Below are 17,986 nucleotides of genomic sequence, written 5' to 3'. Positions count from 1 at the left end.
ACAGCGGCAGTATTGCAGCACTCGATGTCACCAAATCGCGCAAGCGGCCCGTGATCGGATACGCTCCTTCCTCAAGGAACGCGACCAAGTACCGAGGCCCACTCGGTGACGACGGGCTTCCCGAGGTTCCCCGTAAGCAACCTCGACCAGCTTTAGTGCCACCAGAGCAGACTTTGCCTCCCTGAAGTCTCTCTGATACTCTCGCCACCTAACCCGTGGCGAGCTTTTTTGGTGACTAGGACGTGTCTAGGATTTTCACCATTCCGCTAAGCCATTGAAACTATTCGCGGTCCCGTAGCTCAGCTGGATAGAGCGACGGTTTCCTAAACCGTAGGTCGCATGTTCGAGTCATGCCGGGATCGCCAGCGCTTCGCCGCACGACGTGTTTCACCATCCCCGGCCGGGCTGATGCCGGGACTGCTCGCAGCAGTCCTCTAGCTGCCGAATTTGACTTGCATCCAGTCGAAGAGATCAGCGTGCCAAAGGGTTTGGGCGCCGAGCTGGCAATGTTCTGCGCCTCCAGACGCTCGATCATAGATTTTGGTTGTAACGCTGCGCGCCTTGGTGAGCTCTCGTTCAAACTGTTCCACCTGCCCGATCGGAACAAAGTGATCGTCAGCGCCCGCAAGTATGAGTACGTCGCCTTTGATCTGTTGGGCTACTCCGGCGAGTGAGTACTTCTGCATGGCCTTTGTTGTGTCGAGCGGACGCTTTGTCCCGGTCGTCCACATACCGTTGCTGGCCGCCCAGGCGAAACCTGGCGACAACGCGGCTTTGGCGCGGACCATAAGATCAACAATCGAGTTGAAGCCGTGCTCATCAAGCCATACCACGATCTGCGGGACATAACGTGCCGCGATCGCCCCGCCATCGAAGAACACGTCGTAAGCAACGACGCCGTCGAAGCGATCATCGAATGCGGCGGCGCGAGGAGCCAGATAGCCGCCCATGCTCATGCCTATGAGAACCATCTTTTCAGGGCGTTGATGATCAGCAAGAAAGGCGTCAACAACTGCTTTGACTGGCTTCTCCCATTCATGGGTAAAGGGGAGACCTTGATCTCGCAATACTGATCCCTGTCCTGGGCCATCGTAGGTCAGCACGTCGTAGCCATGCTCATGCGCGTCTTTGACGAGCACAAAATAGAGCTCTTCCAACGTCGAATCAAAGCCACCGCCCAGAACAATCAGCGGCTTTTTCTTCGATGGGTTTTCTGGACCGGGATAGTAAACTGCATCGAGATGGTGCCCGTCGGAGTAGGGCACCTTGATCCTCTGATAGCGAACGCTCAGCGCATCGAGTCCCGCGTAGAATGATCGAATGTTCTTGGCCGAAGAAACCGGACGTTTCGGATCCTCGGGCGGAAGGAAAAATTCGGCTGTGCGGTAATAGTTGTGAGCACGCAACAGCGCGCGGCCTTTGGCAATTTGATCCATTGCTTTTTCCGCGCGGACTGAAACCCGGTCTGCCGTGTCGGACCAGGCGCTGAACCAGCCTTGGGCGTCGCCAGAGCGAATGTGTCTTATTGTTTCCAGGACCTCGGACGTATCGGCCCCATCCGCGGCGATGTCCGTGAGCGCACGCAATGTCTGAAAATGATAGCTCTGATCGGCAAAGAAACGACTTTGCCCGCGGTCAGAAGGACGTGTGAGGAAGTAGGCCACGAGAATTGCACCCAGCGCGCCAAGTGCAAACCAGCCCAGTCTTGAATGAAGCATCTTATGGCTCCGCTAATGCAATTCTTATTGCGTTAGTGGTTGCTCATTTTTCTGTTTAATGCAAGTAAAATTGCGTTTAGAGTATTTGCCATGGGCCATTATCGACCGGATCGAGAGAGTGTAGGAAGCGGAGTTCAGCCGGCAGGCGCGCCTGATCGTGGGCAAAAACGGCTCGGCGGCCGCAGCGCGCGCGTTCGCGATTCCGTGCTGAAATCAGCGTTCGAAGTGCTAACCGAAAATGGATTCGAAAACTTCACAATCGGCGAGGTCTCGGCCCGCGCAAACGTACACGAGACTTCGATTTATCGGAGATGGGGCTCGCGGCAGTCGCTCGCATTGGAAGCGAGCCTGCATTTCGCCGAGGATGCCATTTCGGCACCGGATACCGGCACACTGAGATCGGACCTTGTTTCTCTGATGGGACGTGTTGTTGCTCTGCTCCACACCCCTCAAGGACAGGCGATGCTCGCCCTGATTGAACTTCGTGACGAAAATTTGCAGAGAGCCAGACAGGAATATTGGCGAAGGAGGTTCGAGCGTCTGCAGCCAATCTTTGACAGGGCCATCTCTCGTGGAGAGTTTCCCAAGGACGCCGACCCTATCGTCTTTGTTCAGACCTTGATTGCACCGCTCTATTTTCGTCTTCTTGTAACCGCGGAGAAGATCGATGATTGGCCGGTTGCTGAGTTGATCGATCGCTTGTTGAGCGGCTACGGCTACACGAATTCGTCGCGTTCAATCTTGAATCGCCGAGATTTATAGCGCGCTTGCGTGCGTCTCGGGGCGGGCGTTGTGTTATGATAACGAACCTCGATGATTTTAATGGTCCGACCAGACTACGAATTTGGTGTGCGGGTTCTTCCGATCAGACTGGCCCCGCCATCGATAAACGCAACACATCTGCAACCCGGACCATCCAAGTTTTTGACGTTGCTGAGCTGAAAACGGTTTCCTAAACCGTAGCTCGCATGTTCGAGTCATGCCGGGATCGCCAATCATCTTGATGCGAGAAGCCTAATACGGACGGTCATGCGTCACGCTTTCGCGCCGCGCGCATGTCAGGCGGTCGGCGCGACCCGCTCGAACAGGTGCTCGTAGTGCAGCACCAGTCCGGTATCGTCGACCACCAGATCCGCTTCAAAGCCGAACGACAGCCCAAGATCGACGTAGCGTACCCGCCCAGGGCCTTGCCGGTCGTAGCGCTGGCGTGATCGCGCCACCGTCAGCGCCGGGCCGTCGATGAAGGCGGTATCAAGCGGCAGGCTTTCGCCTGCGCCAAGGGGCGTCCTGCGGATCGGGAAGGTGTTGCAGAACGGTGTGATCGACAAGTCCGGCTCGTCGGCGCCTTCGAGGTCCGGCCGCAGCACGCCATCGACCCGCCAGCCGGTTCCGGCGCGTTCCAGATGCAGCAGACCATGGCCTTGCGCGTTCCAGCGCTCCACGGTGACGGTCAGTGCGCGCCATTCGGCATCGAGCCGCCAGCGGTGATCGATGCGATAGCCGCCGGCGTCGAGGCAGATAGTGGTGGCGGTGGCCGTGACATGGTCAGGCTCGATTGCCAGTTCCAGGCGTTCGAGGCCCTCGATATCGGTCCGGCGCCAAAACAGCACGGATGTGCTCATGGCAAGTCTCCTTGCTTTCCCCAGCCTCTATCCTACGGGGGCAAGGATCATGCGTTACGCCGCCGCGGTTCGAACACGCATACGTGTTCGGCGATCTTTGCGGGGGTCAGCCTTTGTTCCCTCAGCGCTCGTAGCTTGCCGGGTCCGCGCTGTCGGATGGATTTGCGAAGGCGTTGCGCAAAACCTTGGGCATCGGATTGCGAAAGTTGAGGCCGTTCGGCGGCACCGGTGATTCGAACCACTTCTTGTAGATCACCTCGATCTCGGGGCTACGGTACAGGTTCGCTGTCGCGCGATCCGCCACGGTCTTGAACGGTGCGTCATCCTTGCGCAGCATGATCCCGTAGGGTTCGGCCTTCGAAAACGCCTCTTCGCTGATGATGTAGGCCGACGGGTCCTTCGATCGCGCGATCGCGACGGAAAGTTGCACGTCATCGAGGACGTAGGCGGCGGCGCGGCCGGTCTCCAGCATCAGAAACGCCTCCGCCTGGTCCTTGGCGGCCAGCACCGCAACGCCGAGATTTCGTGTGCTGCTGGCCTGGGTGAGCTGCACCATGTTGGTCGAGCCTGATATCGCAACGACAGGCTTGCCTTTCAGCGCGTCGATCGTGGTGATGTTGTCGGCCTTCCTCGCCGCAAAGCGTGTCGCCGAGAGGAAATGCGAGTTTGTGAACGCCACCTGGCGCTGCCGCTCCGCGTTGTTGGTGGTGGACGAGCAGACCAGATCGACCGTTCCATTCATCATCAGCGGAATGCGATTGGACGACGTCACCGGGCTTGTCTCGACTTTCAGGCTGGAAAGCTTGAGCTCCTGCTTCACCGCGTCCACGATCTTCATGCAGATATCGACGGCGTATCCAATCACCCTCTGATCGCCGTCCAGATAACTGAAGGGCACCGAGGCTTCCTGGATGCCGAGCACGACCCGGTTGGTCTCCTTGATCTTCTGCAACGTCCCGGTCAGCTCGGCTGCGCTTGCGGGGGCGGTGATCATGGCAACGGCAAGCATGGTCAATGGCAGGCGCATGGTGGTGGACCTCATTGGAGCATGAACGGGAAGGCAGCGGCTGAACTGCCGGGCGACCATAGCCGACAAGCGGCCACCGCTGACATAGCGACTGTGAAAACCGGCTATATCCAAGTTGTATTGCCGGGCCGGCGATCAGCTACCAGCAAACCCTTTGCCAGCCTTTTTGTATTCGGGCCGCGGCGGGCTGAAAATGTCAAGCACGCGTGCTCCTTCCGGTCCGGCCCGCATCGTGTGTGGAACGCCGCCCGGTGTGCGCCAGAAGTCGCCCTTCTTGACCGGAATCTCCTCGTCGCCCTGGACCCGGATGGCCGAGCCTTCGAGCAAGACCCCCCATTGCTCTTCCGGGTGACGATGCAGGGTGCCTTGGCCGTTGGGCGCAATTGTCACGATCGAAAGCATGGCCTGCTCACCCGAAAAAATTCTCGTCGTGAGACCTGTCCCGAGTTCGCGGAAGAGGCCATCGTTGGGATCGTCAATGTTGTGAAATTCGCTCGCCTGACTCATGATTTCTGCTCCGTCCATCTCTGTCGCGCTATTAATCGTTACCTTGTCATCACCGTCAGTCGATCTGGGCGCCGGACAGCTTGACTAGGCCGCCCCATTTCTCGATCTCGGTGCCGAGAAACGTCTTGAATTCGCCGGATGAACTGACGACCACCGTGGAGCCTTGTTCGCTGACCTGTTTCTGCACGGCGGGTGCTGTCATCACCTTTTGGGTCAACGCAGATAACCGGTCGATGATCGCCGGCGGCGTTCCGTTCGGCACAAAGAGGCCGTTCCAAAGAGCCACCTCGAACCCAGGCATCGACTCGGTCATGGTGGGCAACTCAGGCAGAAGGGGCACGCGATCCCTGGTCGTGACCGCAAGCGCCCGCAACGTTCCGGCTTGAATGTGTGAAAGCACCTCGACGAGGGGCGCGAATACGACCTGGATATGTCCTGCAATCAGATCGTTGGTGGCCAGGGCGCCTCCCTTATAAGGTACGTGCACCATGTCAACCTGCGCCATCTTCTTGAATAGCTCGGCTGAGAGGTGCTGTGAGGCGCCGTTTCCGGAAGACCCGAAGTTGACCGAGCCCTTGTTGCGACGCACGTAGTCGATGAACTCTGGAAGCGTTCTTGCGGGGACGTTGTTGTTGATCGTCAGGACATTCGGAATTCTCGTGAGCTGAGAAACCGGAACAAGATCCTTCTGCAGATCGAAGCCCATACGCTTGTAGAGCGATACGTTCGCGGCGAGCGTGCTCGTGGCCAGGAGAAGCGTGTAGCCATCCGGGGCCGACTTTGCCACATAGGCAGCGCCCAGATTGCTGCCGGCGCCGGGGCGGTTTTCGACAATGATCGTCTGACCAAGCTCTGCGCCAAGCTTCTCGGCCAGCAATCGCGCAGCTACGTCGGTGCTGCCTCCGGCGGCGAACGGGACGATCAAGGTTATCGGCCGTTCCGGCCAGGTGCCTGCATGTGCGGCGGAAGTTGCTGCAAAGGCGGCCATGGCGAGGCCAATCAAGAGCGAGCGTCTCTTCATCATGTTCATCGTGGTCGTCCCCTATCCCTAATTGTCGAACGAACGGGCGCGCCGTCAGCGTTATCCGTCGCTGAACCGGAACCTTATGCAGGCACGCCTGTGGTCTAACTTCGCAGCCTAGGAGCTTCGCCTGGTGACCGTGACGGTCCCGGCATCGGCATCCATTTCGATGAAATCCCCATTGCAGATGGCAAGCGTCGGATCCCGGTCCAATCCGGCCACAACGGGGATGTCGCCGATGATCGCGCCGATGGTCGTGATCCCTTCGGGGTTCACCTGGATGAACGCAACCGGAGCCGTGCCGCGTGAAACCATGTCGTAGATTTTGTATGATCCGCCGGTCGAACCTTTTCCGGTGAGAAACACCAGCACCTTGCCGGCGATATTGGCGCCCTCCAATTCGTGGCCGGGCTCGGTGACAATTCCTGTCATGTTGTCGACGCCGCCATTGAAACTGATCGCTTCCCTGGTGACGATGGCTTCGCCGCTGGCTTTGCCCTTGACGATCTTGCGCCCTTTGAGAACGAAAATTTCCTCTGTCATGATGTCAGCTCCAGACGCCGATGATGGCGGCCGTCATGACGCGATCAAGGTTTCCGTAGTGAGCGGGCAGGCCAAACTGTCCCGGTGCATAAAACGCCATCTTCGCCGAGTTGGTCGTCAGCGTCTTGTAACCCTTCTTCGGCGCGATCACGCGGCTCCGGGCCAGGAACGGACACGTCTCCCGGACGACGACCCCGCCGGCTTCCTCGATCGTCTGGATATAGCCCATGCGCTCAGCCATGGCGTACATGGCGCCCGCCGTCGTCACCCATAGGGTGACGTCCTTGTGGATCTTCCTGCCCTGCAAGGCGTCGGCGACCTCGCGAATCTCCTGCACGGAAGCGTTGGGGCAGCCGATGAGGATCCAGTCCACATGATCGGACGGCTCCTTGTTCAGGGCAGCCTCTGCCTGCTGCTTTTCTGCAGGACCGAAGACGAGGATCTTCTCAGGCTCGCCTCCGCCGAATGCCTCTTCCAGCGTGGGTGCCTCAGGTGTCACGCCAACGGCATGGAACATGCTCACGGCACCCGAGGCGGCGAGGGCGGCGCTGAGCGCTTTCAACTCTTCCAGGGTCGGGGCGGTGGGGATGCCGGTAAACACCGGCGTATCCTGCCCTGCGATCTTCCCTGCGAAGAAGCCCAGCGTTCCATAGTCCGTCATATCGTTGAGCGGGGCCTCTACCTTGATCAGGAATTTCCCGTAGCGGTTCTGCTTCAGATGGAAGCCGTACTCCGGGGTCCGGCCGGTTAGAGCGGAGGCCAGTCCGCTTGGGCCTCCCTCCCGGTTCGTTCGGGCGCCGCACACCGAGTTGGCGAAAACGACGGCAGAGGATTCTCCCCATGCCATGTGCTCGCCGAAGCGGGGAGTGTTTCCAACCAGATAGGGAATACACGTATTGCAGGTATTCGCGCCCATCCCGGCATAGGCATCGGTGAGGCGAGTCTGCAGGACACTGTCCGACTGGGGTATGCCGATCGCTTCCCATTGGGTGGGATCGACGGCGGTTGGATTCGTTGTGACGCGGGTGACGAAATTGCCGCCTTGCTTTCGGATGTCTTCAACGAACCTGGTCCCGGCCTCTTCGGCGACCAGTACCGAGGAGCCGGCCATGTGCACGTTGTTGATCGGCACGAGCCGCTCGGCCCCAAAGCTCTCGCCGAGGGCAACCAGGATTTCCATGGCCTTCTTGACCGCCGGCCCCTTGTCGCCATTCAGCATCGTTGTTTCTTCGGATGTTAGAAACATGTGGCGGTCTCCTTTGGGATCCCGGAGGCCGAACCCGCCGTCCGCAGCATTGCCACGAAGGGACAGCACAAAGAAATGCCGAACATGAAATGCCGTCCTCGCTGTGCGCCCGGGACGTACAGAAAAGGTACGGAGTGCACCGTTTCTGCGTCGTTCGATGGTCGCTGCCGCCGTGTTCAGAAGACGATACTTCTTTAGAAATGATATAAAAGTGATATTATAGACTTAGATTTCATGCCAAAAGGGAATGAGTGGCGAGCGTCAGCCTTGAACGCTTTTGTCCGTATTCCAACGAGAGCACTGCGCAAGGCTGCGTTTCAGCTTTCGCGCGGTTTACTTCCGAAACGAGCAACGCATGTTCAGTCTGAGGCAGGTCGAAGCATTATACTGGATCGCGCGGCTCGGGACGTTCGAGCGCGCCGCGGCCAAATTAAACACCACTCAGTCAGCCATCTCGAAGCGTATTCAAGAGCTCGAGCTCGTTGCCGGCACGCCGTTGTTCGACCGCAGCCAGCGGAGCGCCCGCCTGACTGAGCAGGGCGAGCAGCTGCTCGCACTCGCGCAGGAAATGCTGGCGTTGCAGCAACGCGTGCTTCATCTGAAGGACGGAAACGAGATACCGGTACGCCGGCTCCGGCTAGGCATAACCGAACTGACTGCCCTGACGTGGCTACCGCGCCTCATCGCGAGCCTGCGCGCGAAATATCCGAAGGTCACGATCGAGACCGAAGTCGATATGAGCCGCGATCTGTATGATCGGCTCCAGGAAGACCGGCTCGACGTAATCATCATTCCAGAAGCGTTTTCTGATGCACACATCACCGCGGTCGAGCTAGCCCAGAACCGAAACGTGTGGATGGGAAGTCCCAAGCTCGTACGCACGCGGCGCAAGCTCTCGATCGCGGAGTTGGCTGAGTACACGATACTGGTCCAGGGAAACCGATCGGGCACTGGCCTTTGGGTGAGCAAGTGGCTGAAGTCTGAAGGAGCAATGCTCCCCCGCCTGTTTTCCAGCGACAGTCTGATCGCGTTGCTCGGACTGACTGTCGCTGGCCTCGGCGTAACATATCTGCCGCTGCAATGCTTCAAGCCGCTTGTCGCTGAGGGTAAGCTCAGGATCATTCGTACCGATCCGGAGCTGCCGGCGATTCCCTACGTCGCGATGTATCGCCACGACCGCCCCAGCGCCTTCACCGCGAGCGTCGCCGAGCTCGCGCGAACCACATGCGATTTCTCGCGCCAGCTGCAGGGTTGATCGGTCGCTGTTGGGAGCGCTGGTCAATATCGCTCAGGTTCCGAAATAAATTAAACGCAAACCATGTTCCGTTTCGAAGCCGAGGCCATGGCCCCGACTTCGGTCATCGCAAACCGCCGGCCAAGAAATTTGCCCGCATGATCAAAATTGAACAGACAGTTTAGATCCCACCGCCGAAGATGGATTTGGCGGCGGGTAGGCGCAATGAGGAAGAGATGGACACCGCCAACGCGCCATCTGCATAGCACTGAGACGGCCCCAAAGTGCAACCGGGCAAGACAGACTGCCGCCAGTGTCTTGCCAGGCCTACGAGGGAGTCTTGCATTCACCTGCAGGACTCCCTCTGGCCGCTTGAATTCCGCTCGTTTCCGTTGGTGGTGGCCCTAGGTGCCATGCTGCCGGTAATCGAAAGCGGTCAGGTCATGGATCGCACGCGCGCATATTTTGTCGGCGTCGCGCTCGCCACTCTCGGCGGCCTGCAAAACCTTTCGGGCGATGATCTCACGATCCACTTCGAGCTGACCTATGTTCTGAAGTGTTTGACATGCAAGGTCGTACGCCTGGTTCACGGCCAAGACCTCCTCTGGATCGAGCGAGCGATTCCGGGAACGTGGATTGGATATGGTCATGATGCTCCTCGTAACAGCTGCGAGCGCAGTCTCTCGCGTGCTGGATAAAAATGAACGAATTGAGGGGGCATCGGAAAAGGTCCCGCGATGCACAGGCGACGTTGCTCTGTCATCGCGGGGCAAGACCTTTCGATTTGCAGTGATCTAACGAATTACAAGAACTATCGGTTCGTCGAATTGGTCCCAGCGCCGAAGCCGCCGAATGGCTTGTAGGACTGCTTGGCAAGATCGCCGTACAGCGCGCCAATCTTCTGCGACTCGGTTACGAATGTTTCGTAAGCCGTCTTCGCGTACTCGGTTTGAATTTCAATCGCCTTCTCGAACGACTTCACGCCCGAGAGCTTCTCGACGAAGGACCGTGTGTCTTCAAACGATTTCTTGGTGTAGTCGCCGTACGCCGTGGCGAGCGCCTGAAAGCCGGCGGGGAAGGTGGTGGATGACGCGGTCGCTACGTCGACCCGTTCTTTATCAGGCTCTTGCTGCGTAGAGTTCTGATTCGAGTTGTTGCGGTTTGCATTCGACATTTTTGATGTCCCTTTGTTTCCTTGACAGTGAACCAATGGCTCGCATCGGCAATGGTTGCCCCAAAGCAGCAGTTCCCGCTTGGTCATTGGGCGTTGCTTGTGTGTTCGTATGATGATTCCGGAACCCCGGTGCATGCCGGCCGTGTCGCACCAGGGCAATCGCCGCTCAATCCGGCGCAATCGCAAAACGCGGCAAAACGAACGGAAGCGACAAACGTGAATGCGCCCGCCTCGCCGTCACATCGTGGCGGCAACGCGAACTGCCGATTTTCCTTGATCGGAACGTCGCGGGCTTCGATCCGTTGTTACGACGTTCCCATGAGAGGAAACGACATGACGAACCAAAACCAACCCGGCCAGCAGAATCAAACGCCGGGTCAGAAGCCTGGTCAACAGCAGGGCGGCGGTCAGAATCCGGGCCAGCAGAGTCAGGCTCCCGGCAAGGGTGACAAAGATCCCAAGCTGGCGCCCGATCAAACCAGCGACACCGATACCTAACTGACAGAAACGGCCCGCCTCGGCGGGCCGTTTTCGTTTGGCCGAGCCAACTGTCGTTGCGCAGTATTGCGCGCCCTCACGCTCGCGGCTCGGCGCACTCCCGTAATTATACCGTTCGTCCATTAAGCCCGCTTTAGCCACTGTTTGCATATTTTGGCCGTCCTCACGGCAGCGGAAACAGAACATGCGAATCGGTCGGCTCTTTGCGGTATCAATGCTTTCGGTGACGATCCTGGCGGTCGTCCTTGGTGCAGGGGTTCTCGTCCCGCAATATCGTACCTTCGCGAGCAAGAATGAAGCCATCAAGGCTGTGGAGGCATTCGGCGCAGTTCTGGCGGTTGGTCAACAGGTCGCGGCCTATCGTGCGCCGTATCTCAGTCCGCTGTTCCAGGAGGGGACCGCAACCCCGGCCCAGCTCGAAGCGATTGCAAAGGCCGTGCATCAGGCGGACGCCGCTTTCGCGAACGCCCGGACGGCGGTCGGCGCCCTCAGCGATGGCGCCACGATCGTTGCGGGCCTCAACCAGGCGGCGACCAAGCTTGCCAATATCCGCGCTGCGAATGATCGCGCGCTTGTCGTACCCATGGCGGCGCGTGATGCGGCGGTGGTCAAGGGCTTCCTGCCCGGCGTTGCCCAGGTCGTCGCGATTGTCGAGCCGCTTTTGAACCGCCTTGAAAATCAGGTGGCCACCGCCGACGCGTCGTTGACGGCGCTGATGAGCATCGCGCGTACAGCCCAGGACATGCGGATCTCCGCCGGCGGGCGCGCCGCTTCGATGTCTCCTGCGATCAGTGCGCGCCGTCCGATGACAGTGGCCGAAATATCTTCGTTCGACCGCGCCCAGGGCCGCGTGGACCTGAATCGCGAGCGAATCGAATCCGGCGTCGATCAGATCGGCAGCCCGGCAAGGCTCGTCAAACCGCTGAAGGATGCGATCGATCTCTATTTCGGCAAGGCCGCGCCCTGGCTTGAAAAAGAGATGCCGGCCGCGCGCAGCGACGGCAACTACGGAATCAAATCCGATGTTGAACTCGCCGCCACGATCGTGCCGGCGGTGCAAAGCTTCTTTGCCGTGCGCGACGCGGCATTGGCTGAAGCCGCCGAACGCGCCGGCGCTGCGCGCGATGGGGCGCTGACGATGCTGGCGCTGGCAGGCCTCGCCGTCGTGGCACTGCTCGGCGTGCTCGCTGGCGTCACCGTGATGCTGCGCCGCCGGGTGATTACGCCGCTCGCCAATCTGACCGACGTCGTCGGTGACCTCGCCGCCGGCCGCCATGATGTCACCATCCCGACGATCGAGCGCGCCGATGAAATCGGCGCGATGGCAGGTTCATTGCAGGTCTTCAAGGAAGCCCTGATCGCCAAGAGGGCCGCCGACGAGGCGGCCGCATTGGAGGCCGACGCCAAGATCCAGCGCGGCCAGCGCGTCGACACGATTACCCGCGAATTCGAATCGATGATCGGCGAGATCGTCGAGATCGTCTCGACGGCCTCGAGCGAACTCGAAGTATCGGCGGGCACGCTGACATCGAACGCGGGCCGTTCGGAGAAACTGGCCACCACGGTGGCGGCAGCCTCCGAAGAAGCCTCCACCAATGTGCAGTCGGTCGCCTCCGCCACCGAAGAAATGGCATCGTCGGTCAACGAGATCAGCCGTCAGGTGCAGGATTCGGCGCGGATCGCCTCTGAAGCGGTGGAGCAGGCGCAGCAAACCAACGATCGCGTCGGCGAGCTCGCGAAAGCGGCGGCCCGGATCGGCGATGTGGTGGAGCTGATCAACACCATCGCCGGCCAAACCAATCTGCTGGCGCTGAACGCCACCATTGAGGCGGCGCGGGCGGGCGAGGCGGGACGCGGTTTTGCCGTCGTGGCCTCGGAAGTGAAGGCGCTGGCCGAGCAAACGGCCAAGGCGACCGGCGAGATCAGCCAGCAGATCAACGGCATCCAGGCCGCGACGCAGGAATCGGTCGGCGCCATCAAGGAAATCGGCGATACCATCGGGCGGATGTCCGAAATTGCGTCCGCGATCGCAGCCGCGGTCGAGCAGCAGGGCGCGGCGACGCAGGAGATTGCCCGCAACGTGCAGCAGGCCGCGCACGGCACCCAGCAGGTCTCTTCCAACATCTCCGATGTTCAGCAGGGCGCCAGCGAAACGGGGTCGGCTTCTTCCCAAGTGCTCGCGGCGGCAAAATCGCTGTCCGGCGAAAGCAGCCGCCTCAAGCGCGAGGTCGGCCAGTTCCTGAGTTCGGTCCGGGCGGCCTAAAGGCGCGACGGCCTCAGGACTTTTCGCCGAGCCGCGCCCCGCGGGCGATGGCCGCGGCCGTCTCCAGGCCGACGTGATGGACAAGTGGATCGGCATGGCGATGGACCAGCCGCCATTCCAAACCGTGCTTGCGATAGACCTGGGTGACGCGGAGCGACCAGTCCTGATCGGGCAGGCCGCCGACCTCGCCATGCTGGCGCTCGATCATCACGAGAACCACCAGACCGTCGGATGCGTAGCTCTGCACGAGTTCGAGTTTCGCGTCGCCGTTTCTGAAGTATTTGGCGAGCTGCGCCAGACGTTCGGGGCTGGCATCAAAGCCGTGGCTGGCCCGGCCGCCGAACGGCTGCATCAGCGTGAAATCATCGGCGATACGAACCATCCTGGACCATTCGTCCATCTCGCCGCGCATGAAGGCGACCGCTTGCGCTTCGGTGCGCTGGATCAGCTCAACGGGCGGGTTTCCCGCGCCGGCGGCTGAATTGGCCAGGCATCCCGATGGCCGGGACGACAGCGATGCGCTCAGCGCGGCCGTCATCGCCGCGCGCCTCGACATGCCGGCGAGCGGGCAAGCAGAAGGTTTACCTTGGTCCAGTGGCCGTCGTGTCCTGCGCAACAATCCGAACATGTGAGCACTCCCAATTTGATTTCGGCCGGATCCAGGACGTCCGGCGGGGTGCATTTGCCACTTCATCATTGATGAACAAAATGATATGATTTCACCGATATGATGAACAAAACTGATCTATCCAGAGCCGACCTGAACCTGCTGGTGCTGTTCGAAATCCTGATGGAGGAGCGCCACGCCGGGCGATCCGCCGAGCGGCTGAACCTGTCGCCATCGGCGGTCAGCCATGGCCTTGGACGCCTGCGTAAACTGCTTGATGATCCCTTGTTTCTCAGGACGCCCAAGGGCGTGGTGCCGACCGCGCGGGCCAGCGAACTCGCGGCGCCCGTTTCCGAAATCCTGACGCGCATCCGGGGCGTGGTGTCGAGCGGTGCGCCGTTCGATCCGGCGCGCTCGACGCGCCGCTTCGTCATCGGCGCGCCGGACGGAACGTCGGCGGTGTTCCTGCCGCCATTGCTCGAAGCGTTACGGAAGACCGCGCCGGGAATCGACATCGGCATCCGCCAGATTCTGCCGACGCAGGGCCAGCCCACGCCCGACCTCGCCTGGAAGGAAGCGCTGGCCGATCTCGAATCGCGCGACATGGATATCGCCGTGATCCCGTTCGACGATGTGCCGGTGCGCTTCCACAAGAAAACGCTCTATCAGGAAGAGTTTGTCATCGCGGCGCGCGCGGGGCACCGCTTCCGGAAAGCACCCAGCCTGCGGAGTTACTGCGAGATGCAGCACCTCGTCGTCTCGCATACCGGGGATGCCTATGGCTTCGTCGATGTCGAACTCGCCCGGCAAGGCTTGTCGCGGCGCGTCGCATTGACGGTGCCGAACTTCACCTTTGCCCTCGCCGTGCTGGCTGAAACCGATCTGGTCTCGGCGTTGCCGCGACGGTTCGTCGAGATGCATGGTCCGCGCTTTGGAATCGTCGCCGTCAGGGCGCCGATCGCGCTGCCGCACTTTGCCATCAATGCGGTTCTCCCAAAGGTTGCACTGATGGATGCGGGGCTGGCCTGGCTTGTCGCCGTGCTCGAACAGATCAAGGCACGCAGGCCGAAGCACTCCATTTGAACGATCGGGCGCGAAAACACGCCCTCACGCCTGGCTGCCTGCGCGAGACGGCAACGCCGGCCGGGTATTCAGGTGTTCCAGGTCCACCACAAAGCTCAACAATTTCAATACAACCGAGTCCCCGGTTCCGCGCAGCGCATGCTTAAAAGTTCGCTAACAAGTCCCGGCTATGTTGAGACAGTTGTTTTCCCGTCCCAGGCCCAGGATTTGACCCGATGTTCTTTTCCCGCATCAGCTTCAAGCTTGCCGTCATGATTGGTCTCAGCCTCGCCGGCATGGTCGTGATGGCCCCGATCGCGCTCTATACCATGCGCGGGCAGATGATGACGGACCGCCAGGTCAAGACGCAGCAGATGGTCGACATCGGAAATGGAATCCTGACCCATTACCAGAAGCTGGAAACCGACGGAAAGCTGTCGCGCGACGACGCGCAGAAGGCGGCGATCCAGGAAATCAAAAGCCTGCGCTACGACAAGGTCGAGTATTTCTGGATCAACGACATGTCGCCGAAGATGATCATGCATCCGATCAGGCCCGAGCTTGACGGCAAGGACCTCGGCGAGATGAAGGATCCGAACGGCAACCGGCTGTTCATCGGATTCGTCGACGTCGTGAAGTCGAAGGGCGCCGGCTTCTACAGCTATCTCTGGCCAAAACCCGGCTTCGACCAGCCGGTGCCGAAGATTTCCTATGTGAAAGGCTTCGCGCCCTGGGGCTGGATCATCGGCACCGGCATCTATCTCGACGACGTCGATGCGGTGTTCCGGCAGACCGCCCAGATGTTCGCGCTGGTGTGTCTGGCCGTGTTCGCGCTGGTGCTGATCAGCTCGTTCTTCATTGGCCGCAGCGTGACGCGGCCGCTCACGACCATCACCAACCTGACCGACCGGCTGGCGTCCGGCGATACCGCTTTCGAGGTGCCCTATACGCAGCGCAAGGATGAGGTCGGCGCGCTCGCAAAATCGCTGGGCGTCTTCAAGGACAATGCCGAGGCGGTGACCAAGATGCACGCCGAGCAGGTGCAGCTGAAGACCGAGGCCGACGCCGAGAAGCGCAAATCGATGATGGATCTCGCCAGCAAGTTCGAAGCCAGCGTCCAGGCCGTCGTCGGTGACGTCATCAAGGATGCGAGCGAAATGCAAGGCACCGCGCAAGGGATGTCCCATACCGCGAGCCAGGCCAGCGACCGCTCCAAGGCGGTGGCGGTGGCTTCCCAGGAAGCGTCGTCGAACGTGCAGACGGTGGCGTCGGCCGCCGAAGAACTTTCCGCGTCGATTTCCGAGATCACCCAGCGCGTCGGTCACGCCGCCCAGATCGCCGACAAGGCCGCCGCCGACGGCCAGCGCACCAACGAGACCGTCCAGGGCCTCGCGATCGCCGCCCACAAGATCGGCGAAGTGATCGGCCTGATCAACGACATTGCCTCACAGACCAATCTGCTGGCGCTCAACGCCACCATCGAGGCGGCGCGCGCCGGCGAAGCCGGCAAGGGTTTTGCGGTGGTCGCCAGCGAGGTCAAGTCGCTCGCCAGCCAGACCGCCAAGGCGACCGAGGAAATCAGCGCGCAGATCAACGCCATTCAGGCCGAGACCCAGCAGGTGGTCGAAAACATCCAGAGCATTCGCTCGACGATCATGGAAGTGAACGAGATCTCGTCCTCGATCGCGGCCGCTGTCGAACAGCAGGGCGCCGCGACGCAGGAAATCGCTTCGAGCGTCCAGAAGGCCGCGGCCGGCACCAACCAGGTCTCGCAAAACATCACCGACGTCACCACGGCGACGACGGAAACCGGCGAGAAGGCGCAGATGGTGCTGGAGTCCAGCGACCGGCTCGGCCGCAAGCTAAAGGCGCTGCAGGACGAAGTGTCGAGCTTCCTGGCCGGCGTGCGGGCGGCGTAGAGCATGATCGATTCTGTTTGAATCAGACCGCTTCACTACTATGCGCCCTGCTCAAGCAGCGTCTTGAAATCGGCGCGGGCGCGTTGCGCTTCGCGTCGGGCTGCCTCGGAGGCTTCCCCGAGCCCGAAATAGCCGTGGATCAGGCCTGGGCCGTCATAATATTTGGTGGCGACGCCGGCCGCGATGAGCGCATCCGCATAGGCCTTGCCCTCGTCGCGGAGCGGATCGAACCACGCCGTGGTGACGATCGCCGGCGCCAGCCCGGCGAGGCTTTTTGCGCGCAGCGGCGAGGCGCGCCAGTCGGCGCCATCAGCGGCGTTGGCAAGATAATGGCCGCAGAACCATTCCATGACGGCGCGCGACAGGAAGTAGCCCTCGGCGTTTTCAGCGCGGGAGGGAAAGCGCGCATTCTCCTTTGCATCCGCGAAATTGCCGAAAACATCGGTGACGGGATAGACCAGCAATTGCGCTGCGAGCTTGATGCCGGCATCGCGGCAGGCGATTGCGGTCACCGCCGCGAGATTGCCGCCGGCGCTGTCACCGGCGACGCCGACGCGCTTGATGTCGCCGCCGAACTCGGAGATGCGCTCGATGATGTCCCGGACGGCGGCGAACGCGTCCTCGAACGCGCCGGGGAAGCGCACCTCGGGCGGCCGCCGGTAGTCGACTGAAATGACGACGGCGCCGGTCTCGATCGCAAGCAGGCGCGCTTGCCGGTCGTGCGTTTCGAGATCGCCGGCGACCCAGCCGCCGCCATGGAAGAACACCACCGTCGGCGATTTTTCGTCTGTGTTGCGATAGACCCGCGCGGCAAGGAAACCGGCAGCACCCTTGACCTTGGTGTTTTCTGCGCTCGCGACCGGAGGCGGCGGCACCGCGGCACGGGCATCCGCCAGCGCGCGAAGCGCATCGCGCGCGCTCTGCGGCGTCATCGTCGTGGGGTCGCGCAGCGGCAACAGCGGAATGATCTGGGCGATGACGGGATCGAGCGGCGTAACCATGCAGAATGCCTCGCGTTGGACAGGCCGCACCTTAGGTCGCGCGCAAAGCTGCCGCAATTACGTTTGCCGCATGGCTCGAGGAGGCCGCGCTGCTGCGCCCGCTCATCTTTGGCGACGCAGCATCGAACGGGAATGCTGCCGAGTTTGCTAAATTGCGAAGAATTCCATCAAGCAGAATTTGCGCGCGCCTTGGTAGGCTGGTTCCCCGTTTACGGCTGATTATCCATCCGGCCTGAGTGCGAGGAACGGCTGGCTTCGCCGTTCATTGCTCCTCTGGAAGGAGACGCGCGATGAAGGAAGTTGCCGCGATAGACCGGGCGATCGATGAGTTGCTGGTGCAACTCGGGCAAATGGTTCTGAGGCTGTCCAGCCCGCAGGTGACGAAACGGGCCGACGAGCGGCGCGCACTGGTGCGTTCGGTCAATCAATATTCGGTGTGTGCCGCGCGTTCCGACGATCCGCGCGTGCATGAGCTCAAGGCCGAACTCGATGAGACCATCAAGCCGCGATTGCGGCTGGTGGTCTCCAGATAAGCGTTTCAAAG

At 60.8% G+C, this 17,986-nt stretch carries 18 protein-coding genes and 1 tRNA gene; 7 read left to right on the top strand and 12 right to left on the bottom strand.

The genetic code is table 11. The features are described 5' to 3' along the window. Positions 1–288 precede the first annotated feature (288 nt). Positions 289–365: transfer RNA gene (locus JQ567_RS25505), tRNA-Arg, on the top strand. A 69-nt stretch (positions 366–434) separates the two neighbouring features. Here JQ567_RS25505 and JQ567_RS25500 read toward each other — a convergent pair. Then, complete coding sequence (locus tag JQ567_RS25500) at positions 435–1,718, bottom strand: S9 family peptidase (RefSeq protein ID WP_212441356.1); 1,284 nt, start codon at positions 1,716–1,718, stop codon at positions 435–437. Positions 1,719–1,808: 90 nt separating this feature from the next. Between JQ567_RS25500 and JQ567_RS25495 the strand changes: the two genes are divergently transcribed. After that, a complete protein-coding gene (locus JQ567_RS25495; RefSeq protein WP_212441355.1) occupies positions 1,809–2,480 on the top strand; it encodes a TetR/AcrR family transcriptional regulator in 672 nt (223 codons plus the stop codon). Positions 2,481–2,776: 296 nt separating this feature from the next. On the opposite strand, the gene JQ567_RS25490 is transcribed toward JQ567_RS25495, so the two are convergent. The 6 genes from JQ567_RS25490 to JQ567_RS25465 form a co-directional block, all read right to left on the bottom strand. Further along, entirely contained in the window at positions 2,777–3,340 is a 564-nt protein-coding gene (locus JQ567_RS25490) for a putative glycolipid-binding domain-containing protein (RefSeq protein WP_212441354.1), read from the bottom strand. Positions 3,341–3,461: 121 nt separating this feature from the next. Further along, positions 3,462–4,367, bottom strand: coding sequence for an amino acid ABC transporter substrate-binding protein (locus JQ567_RS25485; RefSeq protein WP_212441353.1), 906 nt, complete (start codon positions 4,365–4,367; stop codon positions 3,462–3,464). A gap of 135 nt (positions 4,368–4,502) precedes the next feature. Then, positions 4,503–4,874 carry a cupin domain-containing protein gene (locus JQ567_RS25480; protein ID WP_212441352.1) on the bottom strand — a complete coding sequence of 124 codons (372 nt, stop codon included), beginning with the start codon at positions 4,872–4,874 and terminating at the stop codon, positions 4,503–4,505. 55 nt (positions 4,875–4,929) lie between these two features. Beyond that, the gene (locus tag JQ567_RS25475; protein ID WP_249165709.1) at positions 4,930–5,904 is read right to left on the bottom strand and encodes a tripartite tricarboxylate transporter substrate binding protein; all 975 of its coding nucleotides are present in this window, start codon (positions 5,902–5,904) and stop codon (positions 4,930–4,932) included. A gap of 108 nt (positions 5,905–6,012) precedes the next feature. Further along, entirely contained in the window at positions 6,013–6,438 is a 426-nt protein-coding gene (locus JQ567_RS25470; RefSeq protein ID WP_212441351.1) for an aconitase X swivel domain-containing protein, read from the bottom strand. Positions 6,439–6,442: 4 nt separating this feature from the next. After that, complete coding sequence (locus JQ567_RS25465; protein WP_212441350.1) at positions 6,443–7,684, bottom strand: aconitase X catalytic domain-containing protein; 1,242 nt, start codon at positions 7,682–7,684, stop codon at positions 6,443–6,445. Between the two features lie 355 nt (positions 7,685–8,039). Between JQ567_RS25465 and JQ567_RS25460 the strand changes: the two genes are divergently transcribed. Further along, positions 8,040–8,939, top strand: coding sequence for a LysR family transcriptional regulator (locus JQ567_RS25460; protein ID WP_212441349.1), 900 nt, complete (start codon positions 8,040–8,042; stop codon positions 8,937–8,939). A 383-nt stretch (positions 8,940–9,322) separates the two neighbouring features. Here the strand turns inward: JQ567_RS25460 and JQ567_RS25455 are convergent, their stop codons facing one another. From JQ567_RS25455 to JQ567_RS25445, 3 genes are all read right to left on the bottom strand, one after another. After that, positions 9,323–9,568 carry a hypothetical protein gene (locus JQ567_RS25455; protein ID WP_212265711.1) on the bottom strand — a complete coding sequence of 82 codons (246 nt, stop codon included), beginning with the start codon at positions 9,566–9,568 and terminating at the stop codon, positions 9,323–9,325. A gap of 161 nt (positions 9,569–9,729) precedes the next feature. Next, the gene (locus JQ567_RS25450; RefSeq protein ID WP_212441348.1) at positions 9,730–10,092 is read right to left on the bottom strand and encodes a phasin family protein; all 363 of its coding nucleotides are present in this window, start codon (positions 10,090–10,092) and stop codon (positions 9,730–9,732) included. Between the two features lie 237 nt (positions 10,093–10,329). After that, positions 10,330–10,740 carry a hypothetical protein gene (locus JQ567_RS25445; RefSeq protein WP_212441347.1) on the bottom strand — a complete coding sequence of 137 codons (411 nt, stop codon included), beginning with the start codon at positions 10,738–10,740 and terminating at the stop codon, positions 10,330–10,332. 34 nt (positions 10,741–10,774) lie between these two features. Between JQ567_RS25445 and JQ567_RS25440 the strand changes: the two genes are divergently transcribed. Further along, a complete protein-coding gene (locus JQ567_RS25440) occupies positions 10,775–12,853 on the top strand; it encodes a methyl-accepting chemotaxis protein (RefSeq protein ID WP_212441346.1) in 2,079 nt (692 codons plus the stop codon). A gap of 13 nt (positions 12,854–12,866) precedes the next feature. On the opposite strand, the gene JQ567_RS25435 is transcribed toward JQ567_RS25440, so the two are convergent. Then, positions 12,867–13,391, bottom strand: coding sequence for a nuclear transport factor 2 family protein (locus JQ567_RS25435; protein ID WP_249165708.1), 525 nt, complete (start codon positions 13,389–13,391; stop codon positions 12,867–12,869). 189 nt (positions 13,392–13,580) lie between these two features. Between JQ567_RS25435 and JQ567_RS25430 the strand changes: the two genes are divergently transcribed. Together JQ567_RS25430 and JQ567_RS25425 are read left to right on the top strand one after the other, a co-directional pair. Continuing rightward, the gene (locus JQ567_RS25430) at positions 13,581–14,543 is read left to right on the top strand and encodes a LysR family transcriptional regulator (RefSeq protein ID WP_212441345.1); all 963 of its coding nucleotides are present in this window, start codon (positions 13,581–13,583) and stop codon (positions 14,541–14,543) included. Positions 14,544–14,758: 215 nt separating this feature from the next. Continuing rightward, complete coding sequence (locus JQ567_RS25425; protein WP_212441344.1) at positions 14,759–16,441, top strand: methyl-accepting chemotaxis protein; 1,683 nt, start codon at positions 14,759–14,761, stop codon at positions 16,439–16,441. Between the two features lie 38 nt (positions 16,442–16,479). On the opposite strand, the gene JQ567_RS25420 is transcribed toward JQ567_RS25425, so the two are convergent. After that, complete coding sequence (locus JQ567_RS25420; RefSeq protein ID WP_212441343.1) at positions 16,480–17,442, bottom strand: alpha/beta hydrolase; 963 nt, start codon at positions 17,440–17,442, stop codon at positions 16,480–16,482. A 290-nt stretch (positions 17,443–17,732) separates the two neighbouring features. Between JQ567_RS25420 and JQ567_RS25415 the strand changes: the two genes are divergently transcribed. Further along, entirely contained in the window at positions 17,733–17,975 is a 243-nt protein-coding gene (locus tag JQ567_RS25415) for a hypothetical protein (protein WP_192739296.1), read from the top strand. Positions 17,976–17,986 lie beyond the last annotated feature (11 nt).

It is taken from the genome of Bradyrhizobium sp. AUGA SZCCT0431, from assembly GCF_018131065.1.
Taxonomy (GTDB): domain Bacteria; phylum Pseudomonadota; class Alphaproteobacteria; order Rhizobiales; family Xanthobacteraceae; genus Bradyrhizobium.
Note: the sequence above shows the minus strand (reverse complement) of the source record. Positions and strands in the feature narration are given on the sequence as shown.

Bases quoted from the DNA above. Each gene is read 5' to 3' on its own strand.
- JQ567_RS25500 (WP_212441356.1), bottom strand. From the start codon at position 1,718: ATGCTTCATTCAAGACTGGGCTGGTTTGCACTTGGCGCGCTGGGTGCA.
- JQ567_RS25495 (WP_212441355.1), top strand. From the start codon at position 1,809: ATGGGCCATTATCGACCGGATCGAGAGAGTGTAGGAAGCGGAGTTCAG.
- JQ567_RS25490 (WP_212441354.1), bottom strand. From the start codon at position 3,340: ATGAGCACATCCGTGCTGTTTTGGCGCCGGACCGATATCGAGGGCCTC.
- JQ567_RS25485 (WP_212441353.1), bottom strand. From the start codon at position 4,367: ATGCGCCTGCCATTGACCATGCTTGCCGTTGCCATGATCACCGCCCCC.
- JQ567_RS25480 (WP_212441352.1), bottom strand. From the start codon at position 4,874: ATGAGTCAGGCGAGCGAATTTCACAACATTGACGATCCCAACGATGGC.
- JQ567_RS25475 (WP_249165709.1), bottom strand. From the start codon at position 5,904: ATGAACATGATGAAGAGACGCTCGCTCTTGATTGGCCTCGCCATGGCC.
- JQ567_RS25470 (WP_212441351.1), bottom strand. From the start codon at position 6,438: ATGACAGAGGAAATTTTCGTTCTCAAAGGGCGCAAGATCGTCAAGGGC.
- JQ567_RS25465 (WP_212441350.1), bottom strand. From the start codon at position 7,684: ATGTTTCTAACATCCGAAGAAACAACGATGCTGAATGGCGACAAGGGG.
- JQ567_RS25460 (WP_212441349.1), top strand. From the start codon at position 8,040: ATGTTCAGTCTGAGGCAGGTCGAAGCATTATACTGGATCGCGCGGCTC.
- JQ567_RS25455 (WP_212265711.1), bottom strand. From the start codon at position 9,568: ATGACCATATCCAATCCACGTTCCCGGAATCGCTCGCTCGATCCAGAG.
- JQ567_RS25450 (WP_212441348.1), bottom strand. From the start codon at position 10,092: ATGTCGAATGCAAACCGCAACAACTCGAATCAGAACTCTACGCAGCAA.
- JQ567_RS25445 (WP_212441347.1), bottom strand. From the start codon at position 10,740: ATGCAAACAGTGGCTAAAGCGGGCTTAATGGACGAACGGTATAATTAC.
- JQ567_RS25440 (WP_212441346.1), top strand. From the start codon at position 10,775: ATGCGAATCGGTCGGCTCTTTGCGGTATCAATGCTTTCGGTGACGATC.
- JQ567_RS25435 (WP_249165708.1), bottom strand. From the start codon at position 13,391: ATGACGGCCGCGCTGAGCGCATCGCTGTCGTCCCGGCCATCGGGATGC.
- JQ567_RS25430 (WP_212441345.1), top strand. From the start codon at position 13,581: ATGATGAACAAAACTGATCTATCCAGAGCCGACCTGAACCTGCTGGTG.
- JQ567_RS25425 (WP_212441344.1), top strand. From the start codon at position 14,759: ATGTTCTTTTCCCGCATCAGCTTCAAGCTTGCCGTCATGATTGGTCTC.
- JQ567_RS25420 (WP_212441343.1), bottom strand. From the start codon at position 17,442: ATGGTTACGCCGCTCGATCCCGTCATCGCCCAGATCATTCCGCTGTTG.
- JQ567_RS25415 (WP_192739296.1), top strand. From the start codon at position 17,733: ATGAAGGAAGTTGCCGCGATAGACCGGGCGATCGATGAGTTGCTGGTG.